This is a genomic window from Ureibacillus chungkukjangi (genome assembly GCF_003217295.1).
Taxonomy (GTDB): Bacteria; Bacillota; Bacilli; order Bacillales_A; family Planococcaceae; genus Ureibacillus; species Ureibacillus chungkukjangi.
On the sequence record NZ_QJTJ01000013.1, the window covers coordinates 39,265 to 65,275 of the forward strand.

Here is a 26,011-nt window from a genome sequence, read left to right on the forward strand (position 1 = left end):
ATTATTTATCTCCTTTAGTCCAACCTCGAGATTCTACTGCACGGGCATGCCCTTCCAGACCTTCCATCCTTGCAAGTCGTGCAATTTTCGGTGCACTTTCCTCCCACGTTTTTTCAGTATAATAAACAACATTTGTCCTTTTAATAAAGTCATCTACATTTAAACCGCTTGCAAAACGGGCTGTACTATTTGTTGGCAGTACATGGTTTGTCCCGGCGAAATAATCGCCAACTGGCTCTGAGCTATAGCGCCCGATAAATATTGCCCCTGCATGACGAATTTTTAATGAATCCTCTTCTGCATTTGCTGTTACAACCTCCAAATGCTCTGGCGCTAATGAATTAACCGCCTGTATTGCCTGCTCCAAATCCTTTGCAACATAGATTTGACCAAAGTTTTCAATCGATTTACGTGCAATCGCTTCTTTTGGTAATGTGCTTAATTGTCGTTCAACCTCTAGCGCCACATCTTGAGCTAATCGCTCGCTTGTTGTGATAAGAACGGCACAAGCTAATTCATCATGCTCAGCTTGAGAGAGTAGATCAGCAGCAATTTCATCTGCATAAGCCGTTTCATCTGCTAATACTGCAATTTCACTAGGTCCAGCAATCATATCGATCGCCACTTCACCGAATACTTCACGTTTTGCTAATGCGACGAAGATATTACCAGGACCAGTAATTTTATCAACCGGAGCGATTGTTTCTGTTCCATAGGCTAAGGCTGCAATGGCTTGTGCTCCACCAACCTTATAAATCTCCCTTACCCCTAATATAGAAGCTGCAACAAGCACGGCATCAGGAAGTTTTCCATTCTTTCCTGCTGGAGAAGTGATAACAATTCGCTCAACCCCCGTAACCTGGGCAGGAATAACATTCATTAGCACAGAGGATGGATACGCCGCTAACCCACCAGGCACATATAATCCAACTGCATCTAATGGGATAATTCTTTGTCCCAGCCAAGAGCCATTATCGATTGGAAGCTTGTACCCATCACGTTTTTGCGCCTCGTGATAGTAGCGGATATTGGCTGCTGCCTCTTCTAAATCTTGTTTAAGCTGCGGATCGAAGTTTAGCACGGCATTATCAATCTCATTTTGCGTAACACGGAAATCATCTAGTAATATGCCATCCCACATTTCACTGTATTTGCGAAGGGCTGCATCACCGTTTTCACGAACATCCTGAAGCACACCTCGAACTGTTTTTAATTGTTCTTCATTACCTCCTTCAAGCTGTCTCTTTAAAGATATTGTGTCCGTTAAGCTTGTAATTTTCACAAATAGCCCTTCTTCCTAAATAACAATTTTCTTCATTCGTGATACTAATTCTTGAATACGTGAGCTTTTCATTCGATAGCTTACTGGATTGGCAATGAGTCGAGACGAAACATCTGTAATATGCTCGTATTCCACTAGCCCGTTCTCTTTTAAGGTTCTTCCAGTAGAAACGATATCGACAATGCGATCCGCTAAGCCAATCATCGGTGCGAGCTCAATCGACCCATTTAATTCAATAATTTCTACCTGCTCACCGATTTCCTTATAGTAATTCATGGCAATATTCGGATACTTCGTTGCAATTCGTGGCGCTATTTCATTCATCGTTGTATTCGGTAAACCTGCCGAAGCGATGTAGCATTGACTTATTTTCAAATCTAATAGCTCATGTACATTTCTACGTAATTCCAGCAAAGTGTCCTTCCCGGCAATTCCAAGATCTGCAACACCATGCTCTACATAAACAGGTACATCCGTCGGTTTTGCTAAAATAAATCGAATTTGCTCTTCCGGAATTTCAATCATCAGCTTACGTGACATTTCAACTTCCTCAGGTAAGTTAAACCCTGCTTCTATCAGCATTTGATAGGCTTCTTCAAAAATCCGTCCCTTAGGCATGGCAATCGTTAAATGACTCATTCTACTAAATCCTCCTGGCTGACATACAAGATTTGATCGAAGTGTTTAGCAAATGCATTTTCATCCACTAACCCTTTACGCGACTGTAATGTAACTCGTTTGCCTTCCTCTCTAAAAGAGTTAGCCATTTCTAATGCTTTGATAAATAGGGCTTCTTCTTCAAAGATGACACCAATTGATTCACTAGTCGTTGGTTTGGAAGGGATAACCTCCAGAAGACGGTCTACTCGAATTCCAAAGCCAGTCGCTCCCACTTTAGTGCCGAAATGGTGCAATAACCCGTCATAGCGGCCCCCATTTCCTAATGCAAAGCCACTTCCTTCAGCAAATACTTCGAACAGCATCCCAGTGTAATAATTCATATGACTTGATAATGTAAAGTCTAAAGCAACATATTCTGATAGATTCGCAGCATCAATAAGCTCCACTAGCTGCTGCATGTATTCAAGTGCATCGTTTTTTCGCACATACTTTTCGATATCCTGAATCGTTACAAAATTTGTCGCTTCACTTATGAATTGCAGTAAAGCATCTGATTTAGTTTTAGGTAGATTGAAGCTTTCAACTGCTTGTTCAAAGCCAACGTAATTTCGTTCGACTAATAAAGTTCGGAGAGCAACAGCTTGTTCCATACTTTCTGTGTAATCCTTTAAAATACAATTTAAGACACCCGCATGGCCAATTGTAATTTTGAAGGAATCGATTCCAAAGGCTTGGATTAAATGAATAACTGTCATAATCACTTCAGCGTCTGCAAAAACTGATCCATCTCCAATAATTTCAATACCCATCTGGCCAAACTCAGCAGGACGCCCGCCTTCAGTTTGCTGGGCACGAAAAACATTTGCAAAATATGCTAAACGTAAAGGTATTTTCTCTTTTAATAGTTTCGATGTAGCTACACGCGCGATTGGTGTAGTCATATCAGGTCGAAGCACTAACGTATTCCCCTGACTATCTACTAATTTAAATAGTGAAGCATCATAGATTGCCGATGCTTTCCCCACAGTATCAAAGTACTCAAGACTTGGTGTTTGAATAAAATCAAACCCGCGAGCCCGTAAAAATTCACGTCCGATTTGACGAACTTCCTCCGTTTTTTCATAAGTGATTGGGAATGTATCACGCATTCCTAATGGTTTTTCAAACATTTTTATCGATGACATAATAACACTTCCTACCATTTATACTTTAGTACGCTAGAGAATTAGAGAACTGATATGTTAAAGTAATTTTACCGAACATCCATCAGTTCGTCAATGCATTGATTTGGAAAATACTATTTTCCGTAAATATTATAAAAATTATGAATAATTCTATTATACCTTTTATTGGTTGATAGAAAAACCTTGGGATGTGGAGGGGGTGGGGGCTTGCGAGTTTGGTGCGGGTACTTGGGAGTTTGATTGTATTACGTGCGCGTTTCCTTGCATTGCGTACGACTTTTCACCGTTTACGTGCGACTCTCACTCTTTATTTGCGAGATTCATTAACTTACTTGTGACTCTCTCTTTTACTTGCGGCTTTTACTAATTTACTTGCGACTTTTCACTCTTTATTTGCGAGTTTCTCCAGTTTACTTGCGACTTCTCTCCCTTTTCCGCACACTTTTTCCCTCTATCCATCACTCTTCATTAAGTCCTTACCTAACAAAAAAAGAATCTAAAAGCATTCATCATACTTTTAGATTCTTCTCATCAAAACTATTTATTTTTTCGTTCAGCCATTTGCTCGGCAGTGTAGATGATGCGCATTGGGTTTCCTCCGACCATGCTTCCGGCAGGGACGTCCTTATGCACGAGTGTAGCTGCAGAAACGATGGCGCCATCACCAATCTCAACCCCTGGTAGGATTGTAGAATTTGCTCCGATCATTACTTCGCTGCCAATCTTCACATCACCTAAACGATATTCTTCGATTAAATATTCGTGGGCTAATATGGTTGTGTTATAGCCGATAATAGTGTTATTTCCGATTGTTATTCTTTCAGGAAACATTGAATCGGGCATTACCATCAGCGCTAGAGAAGTCTTTTCGCCAATTTTCATATGTAAAAACGTACGATAAATCCAATTTTTTATTCTCATAAACGGCGTGATTCGTCCAATTTGAATAAAGATAAAGCATTTCATCACTTTCCAAAATGACACCGTTTGATAGACCTTCCATAATGAGTTTGCACCTTGAACAGGGTATCGTTCCGTTCTTCTCATCAGACTAAGACTCCTCCACAATCGTTAATAGATCAGACATATGCTGCAACATATAATCTGGATCAAATTGCTTTAAATACTCTTCACCCTTGATAGACCATGCCACACCAGCCGATTTTACACCTGCATTTTTACCAGCTAAGATATCATGATAATTATCGCCAATCATTAAGACATCTTCTTTAGAAACGCCTAACTTCTCAATAGCTAATAGAACTGGCTCAGGATCTGGCTTTACATTTTTCACACTGTCTACACCAACCCAAAACTCAAATAAATGTTTTGCTCCCATTAGTTCTAACCCTTTTTCAATGGTATCTCGTCTTTTGGTTGAAACAATAGCTAAACGGATGCCTTTTTGCTTGAGCTTTTCTAATGTATCGACTACACCGTCGTATTCTGTCACTAAATTGTCGTGATTCGCGTAATTCCATTGTCGATATTTCTCAATCATTTCATCGATTTCATTCGGAGTTAATTGCTCAAACGTCTCTCTTAATGACGGACCGATGAAATTCATGCAATCTTTTGGCGAATATTGCCCAGGAAATCGTTCCTCTAATACATGCATAAAAGTTTGGATAATTAGATCATTTGTATTTAATAAAGTTCCATCAAAATCAAATAGCAAAGCCTTCATATGAATGTTGCAACTCCTTATCTCTGGTGCGAGCTCCAATTAATTGCTTACTTTTTCTTCGCCTTGTTCTTAACGTTATTGTTCTTAGTATTAGTTTTCTTATTATTGTTCGGAGCCTTTTCTTCATCAAGATAACGAACAACAGGGCGTACCCTCATTCTTCTGTAAACAATGAAAATAATACCCAAAACAATCGCTAAAATAGATACAACTTGTGCAGAACGCAATTCACCGATTAGGTACAAACTGTCTGTTCTCATACCCTCGATATAGAAACGTCCAATTGAATACCAAATCATGTAGCCAAAGAAAATTTCCCCGCGATGTAAGTTTACTTTGCGTAAAGTAAGTAGAATAATTAGTCCAATTACATTCCACATTGATTCGTATAAAAATGTCGGATGTACATATGTACCAAGGTCTTGAACATACATCTGTTCAATAATCCAATTTGGGATCATTAGGTTTTCTAAGAACTCACGCGACACTGGTCCACCATAAGCCTCTTGGTTCATGAAGTTGCCCCAGCGACCAATAATTTGTCCTATTAATAGACTCGGTGCTACGATATCTGCAACCTTTAAAAAACTAATGCCTCTATTCTTACTGAAAATATAAGCAGTGATAACAGCACCAATTAAAGCGCCATGAATCGCGATACCGCCATTCCAGATTTGAATAATCTTCTCTGGATTCGCTCCGTAATATTCCCACTTCATCGCAACATAGTAGATGCGGGCACTTATTATAGAGATTGGAATTGCCCAAATTAACATATCTGTTAGGAAATCCTCTGGCAAACCTCTTTTTACTGCCTCTTTTTGTGCTACGAAATATGCTAGTACAATACCTAAAGCAATTAAAATTCCGTACCATCTTACTTCAATGGTACCTATTGAAAAAGCTACAGGGTTTATCGCAAGTAATACTTGTTCCATTCAAAATACCCCTTTCATTTTAAAGCAATTTTCTAGTGAACCCCTTAGTAATCGTCCATCTCATCTTGGATGGCAATTACTTCGTCTAATCTTCTAGAAAATTCTTGCGCTGCGTTTACACCCATTTTTTTCAAACGGTAATTCATTGCAGCAACCTCTATAATTACAGATACGTTACGCCCTGGCTGAACAGGAATCGTTAATTTAGTGATATCTGTATCAATAATTTTCATTTTCTCTTCATCTAGACCCAATCGATCATATGTTTTTTCTGGATCCCAGTTTTCCAGCTCAATAATCAATGTAATTCGCTTTGTTGGACGAATGGCACTGGCTCCAAATAACGTCATAATATCAATGATACCGATTCCACGAATTTCTAGTAAATGCTCTAATAGAGGTGGTGGACTTCCGATAATTAGATTCTCTGCTTCTTGGCGAATTTCTACACAGTCATCAGCTACTAGTCGATGGCCTTTTTTAATAAGCTCCAGTGCAGTTTCACTTTTCCCCACGCCACTTTTCCCGATAATTAATACGCCAATTCCATAAACATCGACAAGAACACCATGTACTGCAGCAGTAGGTGCTAATTTACTTTCCAGGTAATTTGTTAGTCTACTTGAGAAGCTTGATGTTTTCATAGTTGTACTTAATACCGGAACATCATTTTCATCAGAAGCAGTAATTAACTCCTGCGGTATCTCTAAGCCTCTTGAAACAATGATTGCTGGCGTTTCGTGAGAACAAAGCTTTAGCATACGTTCCTTTTTCAATTCAGTTGGGAGCATTTCAAAAAATGATAATTCAGTTTTTCCGATTAATTGAACACGATTTGCAGGATAGTGCGTGAAATAGCCCGCCATTTCAAGTCCAGGTCTTGAAATATCGCTTGTCGTAATAGAACGGCCAATTCCTTCATGCCCACTTACTAACGTTAAATTAAATTTTTCTGTGACTTCTTTTGTCGAGACTTGAATGGTCATTACCCCCTACCAATTTCTATTCATACTATTGACATATAGTACCTATTTTAGCATGTAACAGATGGATTGTATTTAAATTAATCCTTTTCCATTCCATAAGAAATCCATAATTACCCTCGTATCCACACAAAAAAGCCTATATGCTGATAGAAATTCCTTCAACATACAGGCTATAATTCTTAACATCTAACCAATCAGGCTACGTCAAATCCTCCAAAACGTTAAACTGGACTGACACCATGCTTGCGTTCTGTAAATGCTAGCTTCTTAGACTTGTAAGCGTCTAATCGTAGCTCCAACGTCTTGCGTAAGTCATTGGGTTGAATTACATCATCGATAATTAGTTCAGAGGCGAGTCGATATACATCAATTTCTTTTCTGTACTCATCCCGCTGCTTTTCAATAAATGCTGCCTGCTCCTCTTTTGGCAGGGCCGCAATCTTGTTGGCATAAACCGCATTAACTGCTGCCTCTGGTCCCATTACTGCAATTTGAGCACCTGTTAATGCGATACATACGTCCGGTTCAAATGCCGGTCCAGCCATTGCGTAAAGACCTGCTCCATATGCCTTGCGAACAATAACTGTAATTTTCGGTACTGTCGCTTCGCTCATGGCAAAGATCATTTTTGCCCCGTGGCGGATAATGCCCATTTTCTCTACCTGTGTACCAATCATAAAGCCTGGTACATCTGCAAGGAAAATCAGCGGTATATGGAAGGCATCACACAGACTTATAAATTTCGCAGCCTTATCTGCTGAATCATGGAACAATACCCCACCTTTAACTCGTGGCTGATTTGCAATGATGCCGACAGACTGACCGTTGATTCGTGCAAAACCAGTGATAATCTCAGCAGCAAACAGTTTTTTCACTTCACAAAATGAATCTTCATCAATAATCCGGTCGATTAAATCATACATATTGAAGGAGGCATTTTGGTTTTTAGGGATGATTTCGTCAATCGACTTTTCAAAACTTGAAGGAAGCTTTGGTTCTTCCACATTCGGCTTATTTTTGAAATTATCCGGAAAATAGCTGATATATCTTCTTGCATAACTAATGGCTTCTTCCTCGCTTTTTGCTAGAACATCGCCACAGCCGGAAATAGAACAGTGCATCTTTGCCCCGCCCATCGTTTCAAGATCTACTTTTTCACCGATAACCATCTCGGCCATTCGAGGCGATCCTAAATACATTGATGCATTTCCTTCTACCATGACCACGACATCACAGAAGGCAGGAATATATGCTCCTCCCGCTGCAGATGGACCAAATAACAAACAAATTTGCGGAATGCGACCGGACAATTTCACCTGGTTATAAAAGATTCGGCCTGCACCTCTGCGACCAGGGAACATCTCTAGCTGATCCGTAATACGGGCACCAGCCGAGTCGACCAGATAAAATAGGGGAACGCCTAGTTTTTCAGCTGTTTCTTGAATGCGTATAATTTTTTCAACTGTTCGTTTTCCCCATGATCCTGCCTTGACTGTTGAATCATTTGCCATTACACACACAGTACGTCCGTGAATTTTTCCAATACCCGTGACGACGCCATCCGCAGGTAAATCGCCTGCAAGTACATTGGCAAACGTTCCATCCTCTGCTTGAAGCCCTTCATCAAATAATAGCTCTAAACGCTCTCGAACAAATAACTTTCCCTGTTCATTATTCTTTTCGTGATATTTTTCATGACCACCCTTTAACACTGTATCCAGCATTTCTTGATGCTTGCTTTCAGCTGTATATTCTGCCATTTCTCCCATCCCCCTTTTATTTGCCACGATAGACTGGCGAACGTTTTTCTTGAAAAGCTTTCAACCCTTCCAGCCGGTCTTCAGTATGAAGTAATCGACTATAAGCTAATGATTCGATCTGCAGTCCAGTAGAAATATCCGTCTGCATTCCTTGATTAATTGCTGTCTTAGCTTGAACGAGTGAAAGAGGCGCATTTTTACCTATCTCAAGTGCCAGTTCCTTTGCCTGTTTAAGCAAGTCCTGTGGCTCCACAATGTATTCAATGATTCCGTATCGATAAGCTTCCTCTGCTGACAGGCGGCGAGCTGTATAAATTAACTCCTTTGCCTTACCGATACCAATAAGACGAGGAAGACGCTGTGTCCCTCCTGCACCTGGAATGATACCTAGAGCTGTTTCGGTCAATCCGAGTTTTGCCGTACTGCTAGCCATACGAATATCACATGCAAGTGCAAGCTCTAGACCACCGCCAAATGCTACACCGTTGATTGCCGCAATAACCGGCTGGGCAATCGCTTCGAAGTGGTTCACCGTCCTGCCAATAAGTGCGATGGTTTTACGAGTCTCTTCTTCATTCATCCCTTTACGTTCCTTTAGGTCTGCTCCTGCACAAAAGGCCTTATCTCCGTCGCCAGTGACGATAACAGCACGTATGGAACGATCATAATGGATCGCTTCAAGTGTCTCATTGATTTCATGTAACAGTTGGATGGACAAGCTATTTGCTGCCTCAGCCCGGGTAAACATGATAAGTGCTACACCATCTTGCACTTCGACTTTTACGAATTTTGTCATGATTCTTCCTCCCCTCGTGCAATAGCCGCCAGCTTGGATGATAGGTTTTTGCCGATAATTCTTTCTATTGAAAGAGCTGTTTGCTGGATTTTTTTAAGGTTTACCCCTGTTTCAATACCCATCTCATGCAATAAATATAATAGATCCTCTGTTGCCACATTACCCGATGCCCCCTTTGCATACGGGCAGCCGCCAAGTCCACCAAAGGCACTATCAAATTTTGTAATGCCATTTGCCAGACTTGTCATAACATTTGCTAATGCCGTGCCACGTGTATCGTGGAAATGCATCGCCAGCTGCTCTGCCTTAAAATGATGCAACATTTCCTGTAGCAGAGCATCCACCTGGGTTGGGACACCCACGCCGATGGTATCTCCAAGCGATATTTCAGTGATGCCCATATCAAATAACCTTTCTGCCACGTATACTACTTGCTCAGGTTTTGTATAGCCGTCGTAAGGACAGGAAATGACGGTAGAGATATATCCTCGAACCCTCTTACCTGCTGCCAGAGCGCCATCAACGACTTCCTTTAAAACAGGAAACGTTTCGTCAATAGATTTGTTGATATTCGATTTGTTATGACCTTCACTCGCCGACATGAAGACGCTCACTTCATCTACATGAGCATCAAGCGCCCGTTCAAGTCCCTTGCTGTTAGGCACCAGTGCAGCGTAAGTAATATCTGTGTTTCTCTTAATCTCCTTGAGAACCTCTGCTGCGTCTGCCAGCTGCGGAATCCATTTCGGATGCACGAAGCTCGTCACTTCAATATAATTTAGTCCCGTGTCACTTAACTGATTAATAAGCTTGATTTTCGCATCAGTAGGAATAAACATTATTTCATTTTGCAATCCATCGCGTGGTCCTACTTCTTTGATTTGTACTCGCTTCGGTAGCTGCATGGGTTATACTCCCTTATTCAATTTCAAGAAGATCGTCGTCTACATTGATAAAATCGCCTTCCGCAACAATAATCCTTTTTACTATTCCTGCTTCTTCTGTAACAATTGGAATCTCCATTTTCATGGATTCTAAAATAACAACCTCCTGATCAGCTGCTACTTGTTCACCTTCTGTTACTAAAATTTTCCATACTGTTCCTGCCATACTCGCTTTTACTATTGTCATATACTATCCCTCCGCGTAAAATAGAATGGGACAGAAGGGGCTCGTAGTAGATGTTGACTCGCCAAAGTTCAATCTTCCGCGCCTCTTCTCGTCTTATTTACCGACTGATGTTGCGTTTGGTAAATAGTATTCCTCTACAAATTTCGTTGTTGTGATGCCTTTTAAAAATTGCTCATGTGTCACCGTTTCTAATAGCATCGGAATATTTGTTTTAATACCCTCGATTACATAGTTACTTAAAGCATCCGCCAACCGTACACATGCTTCATTCCTTGTCGCTCCATATACCACGAGCTTTCCAATCATTGGGTCGTAGAAAGGTGTAACATCGCTCCCTGTTTCTACTGCTACCTCGTGTCGGATTCCTTCTCCCTCTGGTAATACAAGTTTCGTAATTTTTCCTGGTGAAGGGAAGAAAGTAACTGGGTGTTCTGCATAAATGCGCACCTCAATTGCATGCCCTTTTTTCTGGATGTCTTCTCTTTTGAAGGCAAGTTTCTCACCATTTGCCACCTTTAGCTGCTGCTCAACGAGATCAAGTCCCGTAATCTCTTCAGTTACCGGATGCTCCACCTGAAGTCTTGTGTTCATCTCAAGGAAGTAGAAGTTTTGGTTACGGTCTACCAAGAACTCTATCGTTCCCGCATTTGTATATCCAATATGCTTAGCAGCATCCACTGCCGCATCCAGCATTTTTTTACGCGTTTCTTCTGATATGAATGGAGAAGGTGCTTCCTCCACGACTTTCTGATTGCGTCGCTGGATAGAGCATTCGCGCTCATATACCGGTACCACGTTTCCATGTTCATCAGCCAGCACCTGCACTTCTACATGATGAGGCTCGGCAATGAATTTTTCGATAAACATTGTGCCATCTCCGAAGAAGCTCTGTGCACGTTTTTGATTGCCCTCAAACGCCTTACGCAGCTCCTCTTCATTGTTAACTAGCTGCATACCAATTCCACCACCGCCTGCAGAAGCCTTTAGCATCACTGGAAAACCAATCTCTTCTGCAATTTTTGCAGCTTCGTCCGTGTCCTCAATTGGTTCATTTACTCCTTGCACAATTGGCACTCCTGCCTGCTGCATTGTTTTGCGAGCCTCAAGCTTACTGCCCATTGCTTGAATGACCTGTGATTTTGGGCCAATGAATGTTATTCCTACTTCCTCCACCCGTTTTGCAAAGGCTGCATTTTCTGATAACAATCCATAGCCTGGATGTACAGCATCGGCACCGGTTTGTTTTGCTACATCCAAAATGGCGTCTATATTCAAATAACTTTGCGCTACTGGCGGTTTACCGATACAGAAGCTTTCCGTTGCCTCTTTAACATGAAGACTGTTAGCATCAGCCTCTGAATAGATGGCTACCGTTTCGATGCCTAATCTATTACAAGTACGAATAATGCGTCGTGCGATTTCTCCTCGATTCGCTATGAGAACCTTTTTGAACATATTCTAACCTCCTTACTTCAGTGTTTTGACGAAACCTGAAAACTGTTCACGAAGTTTGAACTTCTGTATTTTTCCAGACGCCGTCATAGGATAGCTGTCAATGAAAATGATATGTCGTGGAATTTTATGCCTCGATATTTTCCCAGTGCAAAATTCCTTAATCTCCTCTTCCGTTGCTATCTGCCCTTCTTTTAAGATAATCCATGCTGCTGCTTCCTCGCCGTATTTCTCATCCGGTACACCGGTTACCTGAACATCCAGCACTTTTGGGTGTTGATAAAGGAATTCTTCTATTTCACGTGGATAAACATTTTCTCCGCCGCGAATAATCATCTCCTTCAAACGTCCTGTAACACGAACGTACCCATTTTCATCCATCGTGCCAAGATCGCCAGTATGGAGCCAACTATCTGAGTCAATTGCTTCTTGAGTCGCCTCTGGATTATTGTAATACCCCTTCATAACCACATAGCCTCGTGCGCAAATTTCTCCTTGCTCACCTCTAGGAACCTCTTCGTTTGTACCAGGCTTCACAATTTTCACTTCCACATTCGGCAAAGCGCGTCCAACTGTTTCTACTTTAAGATCCAATGGGTCATCAGTACGTGTCTGTGTAAGCACGGGTGACGTCTCAGTTTGACCATAGCAAATTGTCACATCTACCATTCCAAGTGTATTAATAACGTCCCTCATCACTTCGATTGGACAATTGGAACCAGCCATTACGCCAGTTCGTAACGTTGATAAGTCAAACTCCTTGATATTAGGCAAATTCAGCTCACTGATAAACATTGTCGGCACCCCATGAAGTGCAGTACATTTTTCTTTTTCAACTGTTCGAAGTACTTCCTCTGGATGGAATTCCTGCACAGGTACCATTGTGCCTCCCACTGAAACGATAGCCAATGTACCAATAACACACCCGAAGCAATGGAAAAACGGTACTGGGATACATAGACGGTCTTCGTGCGTCAGCTTCATACATTCTGCAATATTAATCGCATTATTGATCAGATTGGAAGACGTGAGCATAACACCTTTCGGGAAACCAGTGGTCCCTGATGTATATTGAATATTAATGACATCATCAAATCTTATGGAATTTTTGCGCTGCTCTAGCTGTTCATCTGACACTTCAATACCTTTTGCTAAAAATTCCTCGTAGTTGAACGTCCCTGGATATTTCTTGTCGCTAATAACAACAACGTTTTTCAAAAGTGGCAGGCGGGCACTTTGCAACTGACCTGGCTTAGAGTCGTTCAATTCTGGACAAATTTCATATAATGTATCAATAAATGAATGGTCACGATATTGGTCTATTAATATAATGGCTCTTGTATCAGATTGCTTGAGTAAAAATTCTAGTTCACTTGTACGGTAATTAGTATTCACCGTTACAAGTGGTGCTCCCATCTTGCCAGACCCAAACTGCAGTACCGGCCATTCAGGTACGTTCGTCGTCCATACCGAGAAATGATGCCCTTTTTCAAGTCCGATTGCCATCAACGCTTTCGCAACTAAATCACTTTGTTTATTCAACTGGGCATATGACATACGGAAATTCCGGTCTGCATAAACTAATGCCTCTCTATCTGGATATTGTGCAGACTTTTCTTCTAGTAGCTCGCCAAGCGTTTGATAAACCAACTCTGCCATACGCATTCCTCCCTATATCATTTATTTGTTTAGAAAGATTGACTGATTGCCAAGCATTTTTGTGGGCAGACTTAGTTGCACTTATGTGATATGAAAGTTTTATACTTTCTTATTTACCAAAGAACTAACAGCCCAATATACGTGAAATGACAACACGCTGGATTTCGGATGTTCCTTCCCCAATTTCCATCAGTTTGATATCCCGTAAATGTCGTTCAACATCGTATTCTGCCATATAGCCATACCCACCATGGATTTGGATAGCCTGGTTACAAGTACGGAAACCCATCTCAGAAGCAAAAAGCTTTGCGAATGCTGCTTCTTTTTTAAACGGCTTGCCTTGATCCTTCAACCATGCTGCCTTCATTACCATATTGCGAGCTAATTCGATTTCCATTGCCATGTCCGCCAATTTGAACTGGATTGCCTGTAATTTAGAGATAGAGTTCCCAAATTGTACGCGTTCCTTAGAATATTGCAGAGCTTTCTCGTAAGCAGACTGTGCAATCCCTACAGATAGTGCAGCAATAGAAATACGCCCGCCGTCCAACGTATTTAAGAACTGACCAAATCCTTTCTTTTCATCTCCAAGTACGTTTTCGCGTGGTACACGAACGTTTTCCAAAATGATTTCACAAGTGTTGGAGGCACGAACACCCATTTTTTGATACTCCGAACGAATTGTCACACCCGGTGTGTCAGTTGGAACAATGATGGCCGTGATGATGTTTTTACCTCGATCATTCTTACCTGTAACAGCTGTCACAACTACCTGGCGGGCATAGCTAGCATTTGTAATCCAGCATTTCTCACCATTAATAACCCATTCATCACCCTCGATGTAAGCTTTCGTTCTTGTTCCTCCTGCATCTGAACCGGCATTGGGCTCTGTCAGTCCGAATGAACCAAGTGTTTTCCCCTGCGCCATCGGAACAAGAAATTCCTGTTTCTGCTCTTCTGTTCCAAAGTTATAGAAAGGCGTTGCTCCCAAGCTGACAGCAGCGGCATAGCTCAAACCAGTACCTCCGCATGCACGTCCAATTTCTTCTACCGCTAATGCATAGGAAATTGTATCTCCTCCTGAACCGCCATATTCCTCAGGAAACGGAATACCGAAAAGACCAAGTTCGGCCATTTTATCGAAGCTTTCTTTCCTAAATTCATGCTTCTCATCCAGCTCTCGAGCATAAGGAGCAATTTCTTCTCGAGCAAACTCCTTGACCATATCACGAATCATTTGCTGTTCTTTTGTTAGTTCAAAATTCATCCCTTATTCCCCCTTTAGTTTGCCGACTGTCCAATCGGTACCGACTAGTCGGTTTGTACATTATGTTAAAAAAACCAGACCTCACTGACTGGATATCCACTAATATTTAGATTAGGTATTTTTTATGTTTCGCTTCTTGACTGCCTTGATCTGTCATAATTCCTCTTAAAATCAAATCGTTAAAATGAAGTGTAATTTGCTCCATCGTTAGACTGCCATTCTGTCGATACCATTTATATGTCCAGTTCACTAGCCCTATGATAGCCATTGTCGTAATTGTGGTAGAAATCTCGGGTCTAAAATGACCGCTTTTCTTTCCATCCTCGATTACTTGTTCTATCATTTGGCGGTATTCTGTCCGCTTTTCTTTGATGACATTTTTATATTCTGGTGGTAAATAGGCGCTTTCATCATAGAATACGGTAATATGACGTTGATACACGTCAAATACGTTTGTAAACGAATACAACATGGAACATACTTTATCGATTGGAGTTTCATTTTGGTCATATGCTTTTTTGGTTTCTTTTAACACTTGAGAAATGAATACATCATGTATTTCATATAACAGTGCATCCTTGGATTTGAACTTATGATAAAATCCACCCTTGGATGTTCCTGCTGTTTCTACAATTTCGTCTACCGACACCCCGTGATAGCCCTTATGCCGAAAAAGATCCAGTGCCGTTTCAATGATTCTTTCCTTCAACGATTGTACTGCCATCGCTTTCCCCCCTATCAATCACCCCCTGTATTTCAGGTTTTTTTCGTAGCAAAGGTCATTTTATTTCCCATTTTTTGTCGATTATCATTATTTATAATATTAAATCTATCTATCTTCATTTCTAGCAAACCACTATAAATAACGTCGAAATCCCCTTTTTTCTCCGCTTTATACATACTCTTTCAGATTTTCACTGATAACAAAATCAGCTTCTGTTTTTTCTCTGATTTCCTCTACTGAGACACCTGATGCTGTTTCAATAAGCACCATTCCTGTGTCCGTAAAATCAAATACAGCTAAATCTGTAATAAGACGGTGGACGACGCTTTTCCCTGTTAACGGCAATGTACACTCTTTTTTAATCTTGGATTCTCCGTATTTCGAAACGTGTTCCATAATAACGATAACTCTCTTTGCTCCTTGTACAAGATCCATCGCTCCACCCATTCCTTTAACAACCTTGCCAGGAATCATCCAGTTCGCCAAATCCCCTTCCTGAGATACTTCCATTCCTCCTAGAATTGCTACATCGATATGGCCCCCTCGAATCATTGCAAAGCTTTCTGCGCTGTCAAAGAATGATGCACCTGGTACAGCTGTAACTGTCTCTTTTCCTGCATTGATTAAGTCTGGGTCTACCTGGGTTTCATAAGGATAGGGGCCAATACCTAATAGTCCATTTTCCGATTGCAGCAGTACCTTATAATCACTTGGAATTTCATTTGCAACTAGAGTGGGCATACCAATCCCAAGGTTAACATTCATGCCATTTTCAATTTCTTGTACAGCGCGCTTGACGATTCGCATCTTTACGGTCGTCATCCTATCGCCTCCTCTGCTCTTATAGTTCGTTTTTCGATTGTCTTTTCGTAGTTCTCACCTAAAATTACATGTTGGACGAATATTGCTGGTGTATGAATCTCATCAGGATCCAATTCTCCCACCTCTACAATTTCTTCTACTTCAGCAATGGTAATTTTTCCTGCTGTAGCCATAATCGGATTGAAATTACGAGCCGTTTTTCGGTAAACGAGGTTCCCGAGTTTGTCTGCCTTCCAAGCCTTTACAAAAGCATAATCACCTACAATCGCACGTTCTTCGATATATTCCTTACCGTCAAATTCTTTCACTGGCTTTCCTTCAGCAATCGGTGTTCCTACCCCTGTTGCTGTATAAAACGCAGGGATTCCTGCACCACCTGCTCGAATTCGTTCTGCCAGCGTCCCTTGCGGTGTCAGCTCTACCTCAAGCTCTCCATTTAAATATTGTTGCTCAAAAATTTTATTTTCTCCTACGTAGGAAGCAATCATTTTTTTAATTTGCTTGTTCGCCAGTAATAATCCTAAGCCACGGTCATCAATACCGCAGTTATTACTAACCACTGTCAAATTCTTTGTGCCTTTTTGACGAATAGCATCAATTGCTATCTCTGGAATACCACAAAGCCCAAAGCCACCCACTAGAATAGTAGCTCCACTTTTTATATCACTCACTATTTCATGTATCGTTTTTTCTACTTTGCGCACAAAATACCTCCTTAAAACAAATTTACATATATTATAATCATATGATTTTTAAATAGTAAACTAATAGATTCTAAATATTTATATTTTTTAAATAATAGTATTTTTTGACGAGTAATCTTTAATAGTCCTTCAAGACTATATAAAAATATCTCTAATACTTTATATGTGAAATTCTGCATATTATGTACCATCTTTTATTTGTTTGCTGAAAGACAAAAAAAGACAAAGCCGAATTGAAATGGCTTTGTCTTAGATAATTTTAATTTTATTGTTGTTGAGCTAACCAAGCTGCAGCTGCTTCAGCATCTTCACCTTGTAGTAAGCCCTTAGGCATTCCGCCACGACCGTTTACGATAACATCATGAATTTCTTCTTCTGAAAGACGGCTACCTACATCTGAAAGTGCAGGTGTATTACCCATCCCTTGTAAGTTTCCTCCATGACAAGACGTACAAGAAGATTGAACCAGTTCTTCACCAGCTGCCGCATCTGCGCCACCTGTTGCAGTATCTCCAGTTTCTTCAGTTACTGTATCTTCCGTACCTGTGTTAGTGTCAGTTGCTTCGTCGTCGCCGCCACCACATGCAGCTAGGAATAATGCTGAACCGAATACTAATGCTAACCATGCTTTTTTCATTTTTGAACCCCTCCAAAAAATATAAAATAAAATACGGTTTACATTGGTAAGTATACCAAAGTTACACTCGTTTGAAACCTTCACCCAGTACCTCATAAGCATCTGAAACGATGACAAATGCAGCAGGGTCAACGGTTTTAATGATTTGTTTCAGCTTTGTGAATTCTGATTGATAAACAACCACCATTAGCATTACACGTTCTTCGCCAGTATATCCCCCAAAAGCAGGAACCTTCGTCACGCCTCGATCAATTTCCAAATAAATTGCATCTCGAATTTGATCTTGACTATTAGAGATAATATACACCATTTTTGATTGGCTAAAACCTAACTGAACGATGTCAATTGTCTTCGTCGTAACAAAGAGACCAATTAAGGCATATAACCCTTTTTCAAAATCGAATACTAATGCTGCACTAATAGCAATAATACCATCAATCAAAAGAACACTTGTACCTAACGTTAGCCCAGTATATTTTGTAATAATTTGAGCTAATAAATCTGTACCGCCAGTAGAAGCATTCCCTTTAAATACTAAACCGATACCAAGACCCACCATGATTCCACCAAAAAGGGCAGCCAATAATGCATTATCTGTTAAAGCACCCATTTGGGCAAAGAGAATAACAAAGAATGGCAGGGCTAAAGTGCCGACAAACGATTTTATTCCAAAATTTTTACCTAAGATGAATACACCTGAGATAAATAGCGGAATATTAAAAGCATATTGAACAATTCCTGCATTCCATCCAAAAAGACCATTTAAAATGGTACTTATCCCACTAACGCCTCCGGAGGCTACTTGATTGGGGAATAGAAATGCATTAAATCCAAATGCTATTACAGCAGCACCAAGAAGTACATAAATGTATTCCTGTATTATATCTTTTGTAGAATTGGATACATTATTCTTGTTTATTTTACTCATATATTTCCTCACTCACATCAAATTCTCAGCTTCTATTTTTCTCCTGCATGATTATAACAAACAACCTTGAAAAAGAGAACTTTAGTAAGATGAAGGGACAGTGTTTTTCAATTTTAGCTATGATTAAAAAATAAAAGACAGCCCTTAAAAAGGACTGTCCCCCAGAATTTTAAATTTAGTCTTCTTTATAAATAGTTGACCATTCATTTCGTTTTTCCAGCATTTCTGCTGCTAATTCTTTTGCACCTTCCAGGCTATGGTTTGCTGCCCAGCCACATTGTACTTCGTTACATGCTGGCACCTCTGTTGCGTTAACAACATCCTGTAAAGTATTTTCTAAAATAGTTAATACTTCATCATAATTATCATGATTGATCATTGTTAAATAAAAGCCGGTTTGGCATCCCATTGGACTCATATCCACAACGTAGTCTGTATGATTGCGAATATTTTCTGCCATTAAGTGCTCGATTGAGTGAAGTGCATCCATTTTCATAAACGCGATATTCGGTTGTTTGAAACGCACATCATACTTTCGAACAACATCACCATTTTGACCTTCTTTTGTTCCAGCAAGTCGTACATACGGTGCAGCTACTTTTGTATGGTCTAAGTTAAAGCTTTCAACATTCATTTTAGGCATTTTTTTCAAACCTCATTTCCAGAATCTATGATTATAAAACCAAACTTCAAATAGTTTGATTAATCAAATTACTCACTCTCTTTATTTTACAAGAGAAAGCTATTTTTTGCACTGATGATTATACTAAATATTTTTCGAACCAAGTTACCATTTGATCTAAACGTTCAATGCGTAAGTTCGGCGTCCCTGTACGAGATAGATTATGATTATTGTCTGGAAAGCGAACAAAGCTAGTTTCTTTCCCCATAGATTTCAACGTGATATATAACTGCTCTGCTTGTTCAATTGGGCAACGGAAATCTAGCTCACTATGCAAGATTAATAAAGGTGTTTCGATATTTTTAGCATACTTCAACGGTGAATGCTCCCATAGCTTTTCTGGGTCAAGCATATCTGTACCAATTTGCCATGGAGTGAAGTAGTAGCCGATATCGGATACCCCAAAGAAGCTGATCCAGTTTGAAATACTGCGCTGTGTAACCGCTGCTTTAAAACGATTTGTTTGACCGACGATCCAGTTTGTCATGAAGCCACCATAGCTTCCACCTGTTACACCTAATCGTTCTACATCAATCCATGCTTCTTCACCGATAACGTAGTCAAGGCCTGCCATAATATCTTCGTAATCTCCACCACCATAATCACCGCGCACGCCATTCACAAATTCTTGGCTGTAGCCGTGGCTTCCACGTGGATTTACATATAAAACCCCATATCCTTGAGCAGCTAACAATTGTAGCTCATGGAAGAATGAATTTGCGTACATTGTATGTGGACCACCATGAATTTCAACGACCAATGGATACTTTTTATTTTCCTCATAATTTGTTGGCTTCATTAACCATCCATGAACCTGTAGATCATTTGTACTTGTATAGACAATCGGTTCTGGTTTTGATAAGTTCACCTCATTAAGCCACGCATCATTGAAATGAGTTATTTGTGTTCTTTCACCTTTCGCAATTTCATAGTAGAATAACTCCCCAGGGAAGGTTGGATTCGATACAGCTATAATTGCAAATTGGCCATCTGTAGAAACTGTATAATCATAGACATGCTCTCCCTCTTGCGATGCTGGATAAATGGCACCCTCTAAACTAGCATAATAGAGTTGAACATCTCCTAAATTCGAGAGCTGGAAATATAAATCATTTGTTTCTGTCCAAACAATACTTGGTGCATTAACGCCTTGTTGCGTATCTGCAACCGCATAGTCACCCACTGGGGAATCGATACCTTCTGTTAGATTTTGAGTTATACCGTTTTCAATTTCATAGATATATATATTTGAATGTGTAGCATTTTTAAACTCTGCATTACTTCCTGCATAGGCTATAAATTTTCCGTCATTCGAAAATTTAGCTCCACCATAGTAGCCCTCATGATCTACCAGAACTGTCTCGTTTTTCGTTTCCACATCAACTAAATAAAGTGGCTGTCTAAAATCATAGTCCTTCTGTTCTTCGCGATTTACCCCAATAATCACCTTTTTTCCGTCTGGTGAAATATCGTATAATGAGTGCGAATGCTTGCCTTCAGTGAATTGTTCGATTGACTCATCCTTCAATGTAAGGATGGCAATTTGAGAATACACCTGTTGCTTCGTTAACCCATGCCCTTTTAATCCATCCATTTTGTAGCGCATTTTATCAACTACATAGGCTTTCGGTTTTTCTTTATCTTCTTTTTCTTTTTCTTTTTTAGCTGTGTCTGTAAATGTTGTATCTTCCTTCAAGCTGCTTGTAATCCAAATTTTCTCCCCACATGGAGACCATAAAAAGGAACTTACACCTGATTCAAGATTAGTGATTTTTTTAGCTTCTCCACCGTTTTTATTAATAATATACACTTGGCTTTTTTCGTCTCGATTTGAAATGAAGGCAACCTGCTCACCATTTGGAGACCACTTAGGAGAGGAAACACGTTCATTTCCAAAAGTCCACTGCGTTACTTCCTTTGTATCTACATTTAAATGAAAAATACTAGAGAAATATTGATTCTCCTTTTCATCAATATGCGTTTTAATAAAAACAGCCTCTTTGTTATTAGGCGCTAACTGCGGATTTGTAACAGATTGAATTTTAAATAAATCCTCTTTATCTAGTAATCTTTTTGCAACCATCATTTCCACCCTTTCAAACCATTATTTCGATTTCCGTAATATAAAGTTTATCACTCCTCCCCTCTATGTCAAATAATTTTTAAAATGTTTAGAATTGTTTGCGTACCAGGTACGCAGACAATTAAGAAAATTCTAAATAGTTCTCGAATTGTGTGTGTACCTGGTACACACACAATTCACACTCAAAAAAAATGATGCCTCCTATTGGAGGCATCATTTTGGGTTTTATTTTACTTTTTCGATTTCTTTTAGTGAACGACGTAGTATTTTGCCCGTTGAATTTTTAGGTAATTCATCTAATAGCTCAATTACTGTCGGAACTTTGTATTTTACTAGACGCTTTGCACAGAATTCTTGCAGCTCTTCGATTGAAGTGCTGTTGTCTTTTAACACGACATAAGCCTGCACTGCTTCTCCTAGGTTTACGTCCGGCGTACCAATTACTGCAGCTTCGACTACATTTGGATGTGTAAATAATACTTCCTCTACTTCACGTGGATAGACATTAAATCCTCCAACGATGATCATATCTTTTTTACGATCTACAATATAGAAGTAGCCATCCTCATCCTTTTTCGCCAAGTCTCCTGTGTACAACCATTCGCCTCTAATCGCATTTGCTGTTTCTTCAGGCATTTTATAATAGCCCTTCATAACATTTGGTCCACGAACGATTAACTCGCCCACTTCACCTACCGGAACTTCAATTCCATATTCGTCGACTACTTTGTTTTCTACATTTGAAATTGACATACCGATAGATCCAGCCTTACGTTCACGATCAAGAGGGTTAAAGCATGTTACTGGTGAAGCCTCTGAAAGACCATAGCCTTCTGACACCTTCACCTTGAACTTCTCTTCAAAATCATGAAGTACCTGAACCGGTAACGGTGCCCCACCAGATACGGCTAAACGTAAAGTAGAGAATTTTTCTGTATCCCCTTCAAAGCGATGAAGGAAATTATACATTGTCGGAACTCCTGCAAAAACAGTAGCTTTTTGGCTTCCAGCAAGATCATAAATTTCACCTGGACTAAATCGAGGTGCTAATAGAACTGTAGCCCCTTGAAGTAGTGGTGCATTTACAACAACCGTTAAAGCAAATACATGGAATACCGGTAATGTCGCGATAACACGATCTTCAGTAGTCATGCTTAAATATTCACCGACATCTCTAGCATTTGAGTAAAGGTTGCGATGTGTTAACATAGCACCCTTTGGATAACCAGTTGTTCCTGATGTATATAGAATAATAGCTACATCATCCTCTTCCACTGATACAGGTTCAACTGTATTTTGAGTAGAAGCTAGAATTTGAGAGAACAATTTTGTTTTCTCTTTTGCATCATTTGATAGCGCATTCATTTTTTCGCCTATATCCTGACCTGTTTCACAAATGATATAGCTCTCTACCTGTGGTAAAACCTTTACCCCTACCTCCACTAAAGGCAGTAGCATATCAAGTGCAATTACTGCTTTTACATCACCATTTTTAATGATATAAGCAATTTCATCTTGCGTGTACATCGGATTTACAGGAATTGCAGTTGCACCGATTCGCATAGTTGCATATAACGAAATTAAAAAATGTGGTGTATTTCCAAGTAAAAACGCCACATGATCCCCTTTTTCTACCCCTAGCTGTTGAAGACCTGCTGCAAATCGACTAACTGTTTGCTCAAATTCACCGTATGTAGTGTCTCTCCCTAAAAAATGATATGCATGTTTTTCGGGTTGTTCTAATGCGGTTTGTCGAACACGTTCAACTAAATTCAAAACACCCATCCCCCTTTGCATTTAACCTCGCTTGCAAATTTAATTGAAAACGAGGTAGAAATGAATTTATATTCATTTACCAGATATTATAAATTAAATATTCTAATAAAACAATAGGGATTTGTATTTCACGTTGTATTTCTTGTCGAAAATTAAATATTATTCTATTTATAACATTTTTTCTGTTATTCTCTCACATAAGCGATATAACGCCATCTTATCAAATTAAAATAAATAATTTCAATAATAACTAAGAAGACAAAGGCAAATACAACCTCTTTTACAATGGACACATTTACGAAGTTTTTCATGATATTTTGTAAGGCGAAAAACGCAAATAGACTGTGGCAGAGCGCAACTCCCCACGGCAAAAAGAATTGAGGAAATAAAAGCTTGGTTACTAAGGATTTTAACTCTGAATTGGAAATCCCCATCCGTTTTAATACATCAAATTTCTTCTTCTCTGCCTCTAAGTTCGTGTGCAATCTAAAGTAAATAAAGCTACCTGCTGCCAGTAAAAAGACAGCTGCTACTAAAAGCCCAACCAGTGTAAATAAGGAATAGGTTGATAATATATAAGAATAATTTAATCCCGCATTTTCAAAATAATAAGGCAATGTGTACTTTTCTTTTACATACTCTTCAGCTACCTCTTGTTGAATGGGGACGCCCACATCCTCTGCTTCTATCCACTGTGGGATATCAAAAGTAAACAAATGATAGCCAGGCTCATACTGTGGAGAATTTCTATACGGTCTTACTAATCTTCTAAAGTCAACATCGCTAACAATTATTGAATTCAAGCTAACAATAGAAGAAGGGAAAATTAGCTCTGGATATACTTGATCAATCGTAATCCTTACGTTATTTTCAAGCAAAACAGTCTCTACCTTTTTCTTTGCTAGCTCTTTAATAGAATCCTTTGAATAGGGAATAAACATTGATTCCCCTCTAGACAAACGAACCATCGGATAGCCATAAGAAAACAGTAAATTATTAATATCGGACTCTTTAAACACCTCTACTTCAAAGTTAGTAAAGGAGGATGTCTGTTTCAATACCGTAAATCGAGTTAAATGATAGGATAACCCCTTCTCCTCCAGCTCCGTAATAAGCGAAGAAATATGCTCATGTTCCATTGGATTATCAATATGCCCTTTGTAAATTAACCCTAAAGGATTTAACTTATCATATTGAGAGGTATAGGAAGATAACGTAGCAAGTAATCCAATAGATAAGAATGCCAGTGTTGTGACAATGGTCATAACAAAAAACATTTTCCCATTATTTTTCAAGATAAAGGTTTGCTCTGCCGTTGGAAGCATTCTAGATTTTTTCCAATATAAGAATCTTTTATTTTTTATTTTATCGACAACATACTGAGTCGTATCGGTAAAGAACAAATACGTGCCAACAGCTATTAACAGGGGGATAAACACGGAAAAGATAATCATATTAGATCTCGTAGTTAACAATGCCAGTCCATAACCACTAAGAATAAAGACAATGCCAAGAATCGCTTTTCTTTTCGTAAAATCCACATCTATTTGAATATTTTTGTAGCCATTTAGCAAATCAATAACCTTTTTCTCAGGCGATAAATGGACGCTAAATAACGAAATAAGAATAAAGGCACTAAAATAGACTGCTGTCGTTAATAAAAACGGCTCCCATGAAAGATATAGAGGTAAATCCTCCAGCATCAAAATTTCACGGACAATCATAAAGAAGAATTTCGAGAAAGCGTACCCGAAAATAATACCGAGTACAATCGATATAAAACCAATAATAATCGTTTCTAAAAAGACCATTCTCGTAAGCTGTTTTCTTTCCATCCCTAGATGAATTAAAATGGCAAATTCCTTTGCTCTTGCCTCTAAAAACGCCTTCATCGAATAAAAAATAAAGAACCACGAAAAGACTACTAAGGTGATTTCGGCTACTACCATCCATATAATCGGCACATTTCCTAAAAATCCATTTTCGATTTCAGGGTGAAACATTAACATGGAGTATATAAAAAATACTAATACTGAAAAGAAGCTTGCCATAAAAAATGCCGCGTAAATCCGGATATTTCGAATGACGTTACGGTAAGCGAATTGATGAAAGGTCACCTACTTGTCCTCCTCCTAATAAACTAAGCACATTTAGTATTCGTTGGAAAAACGTTTGGCGTCTGTCGTCTCGATGAATCTCATTGAAAAACTCGCCATCTTTTATAAACAGCACTCGATCACAAAAGCTTGCAGCGATTGGATCATGGGTTACCATAATGATGGTTGCCTGCTTTTCTTTATTTATTTTGCTTAACAGCTCGAGCACTTCTCGGGAGTTGTTTGAATCTAAATTTCCGGTTGGTTCATCAGCTAGAATAATTGCCGGTTCATGAATAAGTGCTCTTGCAATTGCTACTCTTTGTGCCTGCCCACCTGAAATTTCGTTTGGTCTTTTATGTAAAATTGTTGTTAAATCAAGTCTTTCAGCTAACACCGATAATCGCTCCTCCATCACCTTTACCGGCTTTTGGTCTAACGTTAAAGGGAGAACTATATTTTCTTCCACTGTCAGCATTGGCAATAAATTAAAATCCTGAAATACAAAGCCAAGCTCTCGTCTTCTAAAATAAGCAAGCTCTGTACGATTTAAATTTTGAGGCTTAATATCATTGAAAATAATCTCGCCTGACGTAGGACGGTCAATCGTCGTTATAAGATTTAATAGGGTTGATTTCCCACTTCCAGAAGGGCCCATTATAGCTAAAAATTCACCCTTATCAACCTCAAAGGAAAGCTGATTTAAGGCGCGATTTGTCACTTTTCCTTCATATACCTTTGTCACATCTTGAACTTTTAAAATAGACATCGCTTCATCCCTCTTCAACTTTTAGTC

The 26,011-nt window shown here is 39.5% G+C and carries 24 protein-coding genes; all 24 read right to left on the bottom strand.

The genetic code is table 11. The features are described from left to right. Window position 1: 1 nt before the first annotated feature. The 24 genes from hisD to BJ095_RS10910 all read right to left on the bottom strand — a co-directional run bounded on the left by hisD (window position 2) and on the right by BJ095_RS10910 (window position 25,984). Window positions 2-1,282, bottom strand: coding sequence for a histidinol dehydrogenase (gene hisD / locus BJ095_RS10795; RefSeq protein ID WP_107933674.1), 1,281 nt, complete (start codon window positions 1,280-1,282; stop codon window positions 2-4). A gap of 15 nt (window positions 1,283-1,297) precedes the next feature. Then, on the bottom strand, window positions 1,298-1,921 hold the full coding sequence (gene hisG / locus BJ095_RS10800; protein WP_107933676.1) for an ATP phosphoribosyltransferase: 624 nt from the start codon (window positions 1,919-1,921) through the stop codon (window positions 1,298-1,300). Further along, on the bottom strand, window positions 1,918-3,087 hold the full coding sequence (locus BJ095_RS10805) for an ATP phosphoribosyltransferase regulatory subunit (RefSeq protein ID WP_107933678.1): 1,170 nt from the start codon (window positions 3,085-3,087) through the stop codon (window positions 1,918-1,920). Before BJ095_RS10805 ends, hisG begins: the two co-directional genes overlap by 4 nt. Before the next feature lie 537 nt (window positions 3,088-3,624). Next, window positions 3,625-4,134, bottom strand: a complete 510-nt coding sequence (locus tag BJ095_RS10810) for an acyltransferase (protein WP_107933679.1) — start codon at window positions 4,132-4,134, stop codon at window positions 3,625-3,627. A gap of 4 nt (window positions 4,135-4,138) precedes the next feature. Next, window positions 4,139-4,780 carry a pyrophosphatase PpaX gene (gene ppaX, locus BJ095_RS10815; RefSeq protein WP_107933787.1) on the bottom strand — a complete coding sequence of 214 codons (642 nt, stop codon included), beginning with the start codon at window positions 4,778-4,780 and terminating at the stop codon, window positions 4,139-4,141. Between the two features lie 41 nt (window positions 4,781-4,821). Continuing rightward, window positions 4,822-5,712 (bottom strand): prolipoprotein diacylglyceryl transferase, encoded by an 891-nt coding sequence (gene lgt / locus BJ095_RS10820; protein ID WP_107933681.1) that lies wholly within the window; start codon window positions 5,710-5,712, stop codon window positions 4,822-4,824. A 44-nt stretch (window positions 5,713-5,756) separates the two neighbouring features. Further along, a complete protein-coding gene (gene hprK / locus BJ095_RS10825) occupies window positions 5,757-6,698 on the bottom strand; it encodes an HPr(Ser) kinase/phosphatase (protein ID WP_107933682.1) in 942 nt (313 codons plus the stop codon). Window positions 6,699-6,919: 221 nt separating this feature from the next. After that, window positions 6,920-8,458 (bottom strand): acyl-CoA carboxylase subunit beta, encoded by a 1,539-nt coding sequence (locus BJ095_RS10830; protein WP_408056961.1) that lies wholly within the window; start codon window positions 8,456-8,458, stop codon window positions 6,920-6,922. Window positions 8,459-8,474: 16 nt separating this feature from the next. Further along, window positions 8,475-9,254, bottom strand: a complete 780-nt coding sequence (locus BJ095_RS10835; protein ID WP_107933686.1) for an enoyl-CoA hydratase — start codon at window positions 9,252-9,254, stop codon at window positions 8,475-8,477. Beyond that, window positions 9,251-10,159: a hydroxymethylglutaryl-CoA lyase gene (locus tag BJ095_RS10840; protein WP_107933688.1), complete on the bottom strand. Its 909-nt coding sequence runs from the start codon at window positions 10,157-10,159 to the stop codon at window positions 9,251-9,253. Before BJ095_RS10840 ends, BJ095_RS10835 begins: the two co-directional genes overlap by 4 nt. Before the next feature lie 13 nt (window positions 10,160-10,172). Continuing rightward, entirely contained in the window at window positions 10,173-10,385 is a 213-nt protein-coding gene (locus BJ095_RS10845; protein ID WP_107933689.1) for an acetyl-CoA carboxylase biotin carboxyl carrier protein subunit, read from the bottom strand. 93 nt (window positions 10,386-10,478) lie between these two features. Beyond that, window positions 10,479-11,840: an acetyl-CoA carboxylase biotin carboxylase subunit gene (locus BJ095_RS10850; RefSeq protein ID WP_107933691.1), complete on the bottom strand. Its 1,362-nt coding sequence runs from the start codon at window positions 11,838-11,840 to the stop codon at window positions 10,479-10,481. A gap of 12 nt (window positions 11,841-11,852) precedes the next feature. Then, window positions 11,853-13,496: an AMP-binding protein gene (locus BJ095_RS10855; protein ID WP_181418047.1), complete on the bottom strand. Its 1,644-nt coding sequence runs from the start codon at window positions 13,494-13,496 to the stop codon at window positions 11,853-11,855. Window positions 13,497-13,620: 124 nt separating this feature from the next. After that, window positions 13,621-14,763: an acyl-CoA dehydrogenase family protein gene (locus BJ095_RS10860; RefSeq protein ID WP_107933693.1), complete on the bottom strand. Its 1,143-nt coding sequence runs from the start codon at window positions 14,761-14,763 to the stop codon at window positions 13,621-13,623. A 106-nt stretch (window positions 14,764-14,869) separates the two neighbouring features. Then, complete coding sequence (locus tag BJ095_RS10865; protein ID WP_107933695.1) at window positions 14,870-15,487, bottom strand: TetR/AcrR family transcriptional regulator; 618 nt, start codon at window positions 15,485-15,487, stop codon at window positions 14,870-14,872. Window positions 15,488-15,655: 168 nt separating this feature from the next. Next, on the bottom strand, window positions 15,656-16,309 hold the full coding sequence (locus BJ095_RS10870; RefSeq protein ID WP_107933698.1) for a CoA transferase subunit B: 654 nt from the start codon (window positions 16,307-16,309) through the stop codon (window positions 15,656-15,658). After that, window positions 16,306-17,013: a CoA transferase subunit A gene (locus BJ095_RS10875; protein ID WP_107933700.1), complete on the bottom strand. Its 708-nt coding sequence runs from the start codon at window positions 17,011-17,013 to the stop codon at window positions 16,306-16,308. The genes BJ095_RS10870 and BJ095_RS10875 overlap by 4 nt, the downstream gene beginning before the upstream one ends. Before the next feature lie 265 nt (window positions 17,014-17,278). Next, on the bottom strand, window positions 17,279-17,650 hold the full coding sequence (gene cccB / locus BJ095_RS10880; RefSeq protein WP_107933702.1) for a cytochrome c551: 372 nt from the start codon (window positions 17,648-17,650) through the stop codon (window positions 17,279-17,281). 61 nt (window positions 17,651-17,711) lie between these two features. Beyond that, on the bottom strand, window positions 17,712-18,578 hold the full coding sequence (locus BJ095_RS10885; protein ID WP_107933704.1) for a YitT family protein: 867 nt from the start codon (window positions 18,576-18,578) through the stop codon (window positions 17,712-17,714). Window positions 18,579-18,753: 175 nt separating this feature from the next. After that, the gene (locus BJ095_RS10890; protein ID WP_107933706.1) at window positions 18,754-19,221 is read right to left on the bottom strand and encodes an S-ribosylhomocysteine lyase; all 468 of its coding nucleotides are present in this window, start codon (window positions 19,219-19,221) and stop codon (window positions 18,754-18,756) included. Between the two features lie 118 nt (window positions 19,222-19,339). Next, on the bottom strand, window positions 19,340-21,346 hold the full coding sequence (locus BJ095_RS10895; protein WP_235867641.1) for a S9 family peptidase: 2,007 nt from the start codon (window positions 21,344-21,346) through the stop codon (window positions 19,340-19,342). A 222-nt stretch (window positions 21,347-21,568) separates the two neighbouring features. Then, window positions 21,569-23,119 (bottom strand): fatty acid--CoA ligase family protein, encoded by a 1,551-nt coding sequence (locus BJ095_RS10900; RefSeq protein WP_107933710.1) that lies wholly within the window; start codon window positions 23,117-23,119, stop codon window positions 21,569-21,571. A gap of 185 nt (window positions 23,120-23,304) precedes the next feature. Further along, window positions 23,305-25,236: an ABC transporter permease gene (locus tag BJ095_RS10905; protein ID WP_110561296.1), complete on the bottom strand. Its 1,932-nt coding sequence runs from the start codon at window positions 25,234-25,236 to the stop codon at window positions 23,305-23,307. Continuing rightward, window positions 25,208-25,984: an ABC transporter ATP-binding protein gene (locus BJ095_RS10910; RefSeq protein ID WP_107933714.1), complete on the bottom strand. Its 777-nt coding sequence runs from the start codon at window positions 25,982-25,984 to the stop codon at window positions 25,208-25,210. The genes BJ095_RS10905 and BJ095_RS10910 overlap by 29 nt, the downstream gene beginning before the upstream one ends. Window positions 25,985-26,011 lie beyond the last annotated feature (27 nt).

Coding starts and splice junctions, on each gene's coding strand:
- hisG (WP_107933676.1), bottom strand. CDS start 1,921: ATGAGTCATTTAACGATTGCCATGCCTAAGGGACGGATTTTTGAAGAA.
- BJ095_RS10805 (WP_107933678.1), bottom strand. CDS start 3,087: ATGTCATCGATAAAAATGTTTGAAAAACCATTAGGAATGCGTGATACA.
- BJ095_RS10810 (WP_107933679.1), bottom strand. CDS start 4,134: ATGAGAAGAACGGAACGATACCCTGTTCAAGGTGCAAACTCATTATGG.
- lgt (WP_107933681.1), bottom strand. CDS start 5,712: ATGGAACAAGTATTACTTGCGATAAACCCTGTAGCTTTTTCAATAGGT.
- hprK (WP_107933682.1), bottom strand. CDS start 6,698: ATGACCATTCAAGTCTCGACAAAAGAAGTCACAGAAAAATTTAATTTA.
- BJ095_RS10830 (WP_408056961.1), bottom strand. CDS start 8,458: ATGGCAGAATATACAGCTGAAAGCAAGCATCAAGAAATGCTGGATACA.
- BJ095_RS10835 (WP_107933686.1), bottom strand. CDS start 9,254: ATGACAAAATTCGTAAAAGTCGAAGTGCAAGATGGTGTAGCACTTATC.
- BJ095_RS10840 (WP_107933688.1), bottom strand. CDS start 10,159: ATGCAGCTACCGAAGCGAGTACAAATCAAAGAAGTAGGACCACGCGAT.
- BJ095_RS10845 (WP_107933689.1), bottom strand. CDS start 10,385: ATGACAATAGTAAAAGCGAGTATGGCAGGAACAGTATGGAAAATTTTA.
- BJ095_RS10850 (WP_107933691.1), bottom strand. CDS start 11,840: ATGTTCAAAAAGGTTCTCATAGCGAATCGAGGAGAAATCGCACGACGC.
- BJ095_RS10855 (WP_181418047.1), bottom strand. CDS start 13,496: ATGGCAGAGTTGGTTTATCAAACGCTTGGCGAGCTACTAGAAGAAAAG.
- BJ095_RS10860 (WP_107933693.1), bottom strand. CDS start 14,763: ATGAATTTTGAACTAACAAAAGAACAGCAAATGATTCGTGATATGGTC.
- BJ095_RS10865 (WP_107933695.1), bottom strand. CDS start 15,487: ATGGCAGTACAATCGTTGAAGGAAAGAATCATTGAAACGGCACTGGAT.
- BJ095_RS10870 (WP_107933698.1), bottom strand. CDS start 16,309: ATGACGACCGTAAAGATGCGAATCGTCAAGCGCGCTGTACAAGAAATT.
- cccB (WP_107933702.1), bottom strand. CDS start 17,650: ATGAAAAAAGCATGGTTAGCATTAGTATTCGGTTCAGCATTATTCCTA.
- BJ095_RS10885 (WP_107933704.1), bottom strand. CDS start 18,578: ATGAGTAAAATAAACAAGAATAATGTATCCAATTCTACAAAAGATATA.
- BJ095_RS10890 (WP_107933706.1), bottom strand. CDS start 19,221: ATGCCTAAAATGAATGTTGAAAGCTTTAACTTAGACCATACAAAAGTA.
- BJ095_RS10895 (WP_235867641.1), bottom strand. CDS start 21,346: ATGATGGTTGCAAAAAGATTACTAGATAAAGAGGATTTATTTAAAATT.
- BJ095_RS10910 (WP_107933714.1), bottom strand. CDS start 25,984: ATGTCTATTTTAAAAGTTCAAGATGTGACAAAGGTATATGAAGGAAAA.